Annotated in this window: 1 protein-coding gene and 2 pseudogenes; 1 reads left to right on the forward strand and 2 read right to left on the reverse strand. The window is 63.8% G+C overall.

Features of this window, described 5'->3' with window-relative positions; genetic code table 11:
* Positions 1-584: 584 nt before the first annotated feature.
* Positions 585-748: pseudogene (locus ACFYP3_RS37415) on the reverse strand (ISL3 family transposase); the annotation flags it as partial.
* Between the two features lie 1,021 nt (positions 749-1,769).
* Here ACFYP3_RS37415 and ACFYP3_RS37420 point away from each other — a divergent pair.
* Positions 1,770-2,369, forward strand: coding sequence for a transglycosylase family protein (locus ACFYP3_RS37420; RefSeq protein ID WP_388842571.1), 600 nt, complete (start codon positions 1,770-1,772; stop codon positions 2,367-2,369).
* Positions 2,370-2,502: 133 nt separating this feature from the next.
* Here ACFYP3_RS37420 and ACFYP3_RS37425 read toward each other — a convergent pair.
* A pseudogene (locus ACFYP3_RS37425) lies at positions 2,503-2,764 on the reverse strand (integrase core domain-containing protein); the annotation flags it as partial.
* Positions 2,765-2,854 lie beyond the last annotated feature (90 nt).

The following is a 2,854-nucleotide window of genomic DNA, read 5'->3' on the forward strand; positions in this document are numbered from 1 at the left end:
CCGCCCCCCAAGCCATCCAATCGACAGGTGGAGAAAGTCATGCCAACTCCGGAGGCCGGGCGCTCCATTGCAGGGCCACAAGAAGGTAATGGGGGGCACCGGACGGCAAGCGAGCTGCGGGCACTGTTGGTGCGGCAGCATTGTCCGGCCTCCAGCAGGAGTGACGACTACAGTAGCCTCCGATTGGCCAGTGAGCTCAGATCGTTCGTTGTGGCCTGATTCCCCAAAATCGATTTTTAATTCGGTCTGTCAAGCCTCGAGGGCCGAGGGCCGTCGGCGGCATGAGTTTGTAGCTTCGTCCGTACCCCAGGAGGCCCCTATCACGTTGACGCGGCGGCGTGCGAGAGCGCGGATCGCTTGGGTGTGGAGTTTTCCCTCAGCTCATTTGCGGTCGTGTAACCGTCGGGACTCCTCGCACTTCCCGATGCTGAACAGTGCTGAGGCATAGGGGGATCCGTGGGTTGTGCCGCTGGGGCGCCGCAGGGTCCCGCTGATTTTTCCGGAGCCGCGCGAGACCGGTGCGACGCCGCCGAAGGCGGCGAGGCGGTCGGGGAGGCTACCCCGGAGCGATCCGGCACCGAGATCCGCACCCGTACTCGGAATACCACCCGCTGGCCGTCGACGGGCACATTGGCCACCGTCCGCCAGTGATAGCCGTGCACTTGCCCGAGGTCACCCCGCCCACCAGGCAGGACGGGGGCTCTCTGGGAGCCCGCGCCCTCGCCAACACCCGCCCGCCCTCATCGACTGAACGATTGACAAATCTACTCACAGTTCCAGCAGCTGAGCTCGTTGAGGATGCCCACCGGAGGCGGGACCGGGGTGCCCAGTGCGAATCGCTGAAAACGACGGTCGCGGTGGCCTCGCTCACGGGGAGGAACAGGCTGTGGTGGTAGACGGGGCGAAACCTCCCCCTTCTGCAGTGATCGCGGCTAATTGGGTTTGGCAGCCGCAGCATCGGAATATTTTGGCAAGCGGCGTGAGGTTTTCTGTGCGCTTTCGTCCAATGGGCAGAAGCCACTTAGGCCCAGCCCTGGCGGCTGGTCCCCAGACAAATGGAGGCCTAGGATGAATGAGCCCGCAATTGAACATTCTGCACCGCTGCCAATCGTGGCCCCTATGGGAATAGGCCTATTCTGGCCAGCCAGGGGCTCAAGGCATCGAGTGACTTGGGCTCCTCTCGCAGGTGGCGCGATGGCAGCGCCGGAGCTCCTCGAGTCGTGAATCCGATGCTCGGACATTCGGCTGAACTGCCGGGGGGGGCGAGGAATTTCCGTGGTGACTGCTGTCAGCAGCCGGTCTTTGGGTGGCGAGGCACGCCGACTCGGGGTGTGGGGGTGCACTCCTCGGGCGAGCCCCTCTGCTGCATGTCCACGTTGCTCGGCTCATGGGTGTGCAGGTCAGCACTGCGCGGACGCGCCGCCGAACCTGGGTGCACAGGGAAAAACAGATTTATTACCACCGGGTGAGGACAGTCTCGAGACGAGTGGAGAAATCTTTCAAAGGCAGCTCTTCTCAAAGACCGCGGCCCTTCAGAGCTTGCGGGTTCGAGTCCCAACTTGCCCGATTCGGCTAGACCGCACCCATTGGCACCACCGGTTGGCCGCACGTCCACCAACCGGCCCTCCTGGCAGCACGCAACAGCTCCTTCGCTCACCGCCTTCCCAGGCATGCAGGGCACGCTTGTCTCCCCGTCAAGATTGTCCCCCGCTCTGTGCACCTGTGCCGGCATCTCGGCGCGGCGCCTGTACCAGTCAAGAAAGGTCCCCATGCGTCAACCCCGCGCCTTCTTGCGGCTCTGCCTACAGCTTCTCGCTTGTGCCCTGACTGCCGCCGTCGTCCTCACGACAGGCCTCAGCACCAGCACTGCTTCGGCGGCTTCGCTGGGTGCATGGGAGCGGGTCGCTGCGTGCGAGAGTCGTGGCAACTGGTCCATTGACACGGGTAACGGCTTTGACGGCGGCCTACAGTTCACCTCCAGCACGTGGGCGGAGTTCGGTGGCCACCAGTATGCGTCCAGAGCCCACCTGGCGACCAAGCAGCAACAGATCACAATCGCAGAGAAGGTCCTGGCAACGCAGGGCCCCAGGGCCTGGCCCGTCTGCTCGGTCAAGGCTGGCCTGACCGCCGACGACTCCGCCCTGGACGCCGAGCAGGGCCGTCTTCAGGAGGCGCTGGCAACCATGGCGGCTCCCTCCACAGGGGTCTTCGTCGCGGAAGAGGGTGACACCCTGTTGTCCATGGCTCAGGACATCGGAACCACGTGGCAGGAGCTCTACGAGCAGAACCGGGACCGGCTCACCCCAACCCCAGACGTCCCGCTGAAGCCGGGAACGAAGGTCTGCCACCGTGCGTGTGCCGGAGCATAAAAACAGGGAAGACGGCTGACTCGGCTCGTCAAAGTGACGTCTGGTCGTGGAGACTCAGCCTGGTGCCCTGGGGCGCCCAAGACGTCGAGCTGAACCGTTCCGACTTTCCTGCCGATGTTTTGCTGGCCGGTGATCAGGCGGCTCGTGGTTCTGTGTCAGCGTAGTGGGCTGTCTCGAACTCGGTGAGGCTGATCATGCCCAGACTTGAGTGCAACCGGCGGTTGTTGTACCACTCCCACCCAGGAGGCAGTGGCGTACTCGACCTCAGCGATCGTCTTCCCGAGGCCTACATGGAAGATGCTGGTGCGGATACATTCGGATTTGTGGTCCCCGTTGATCGTCGCCCTCAGGGCGTTGTCGTAGGCGTCACCGACGCTTCCGACCGGAGGACTTAGACCGTGTCCTATGTGGTGAGGCGGACGAGGCGTTTGTAGCAGCAGAGGGCGGCTGCTAGGCCGAGGAAGGCCAGGTAGTTGCGGGGATGG

Source organism: Streptomyces sp. NPDC005533, from assembly GCF_042871845.1.
In the GTDB taxonomy this organism is placed as follows: domain Bacteria; phylum Actinomycetota; class Actinomycetes; order Streptomycetales; family Streptomycetaceae; genus Streptomyces.